Annotated in this window: 1 rRNA gene; it reads left to right on the top strand. The window is 34.7% G+C overall.

The window, feature by feature from the left end:
* Positions 1-50, top strand: a 16S ribosomal RNA gene (locus SB717_RS38595); the annotation flags it as partial.
* Positions 51-245 lie beyond the last annotated feature (195 nt).

Genomic DNA, 245 nt, shown 5'->3' on the forward strand with positions numbered 1-245 from the left:
AGTCGTAACAAGGTAGCCGTATCGGAAGGTGCGGCTGGATCACCTCCTTTCTAAGGATTTTTACATGACGTACGTTTTGACACTTTGTTCAGTTTTGAGAGTTCAATCTCTCAATTATAGAAAGCATACTACTTTCTTCTTATTAGATAAGAAGAATTTTGGTTGCGATTGTTCTTTGAAAACTAGATAACAGTAATTGCTGAGGAAAAGTGAAACTTTTCTTTAATCAAACCAATAAATAACAC

Source organism: Priestia sp. SIMBA_032 (genome assembly GCF_046535215.1).
Taxonomy (GTDB): Bacteria; Bacillota; Bacilli; order Bacillales; family Bacillaceae_H; genus Priestia; species Priestia aryabhattai.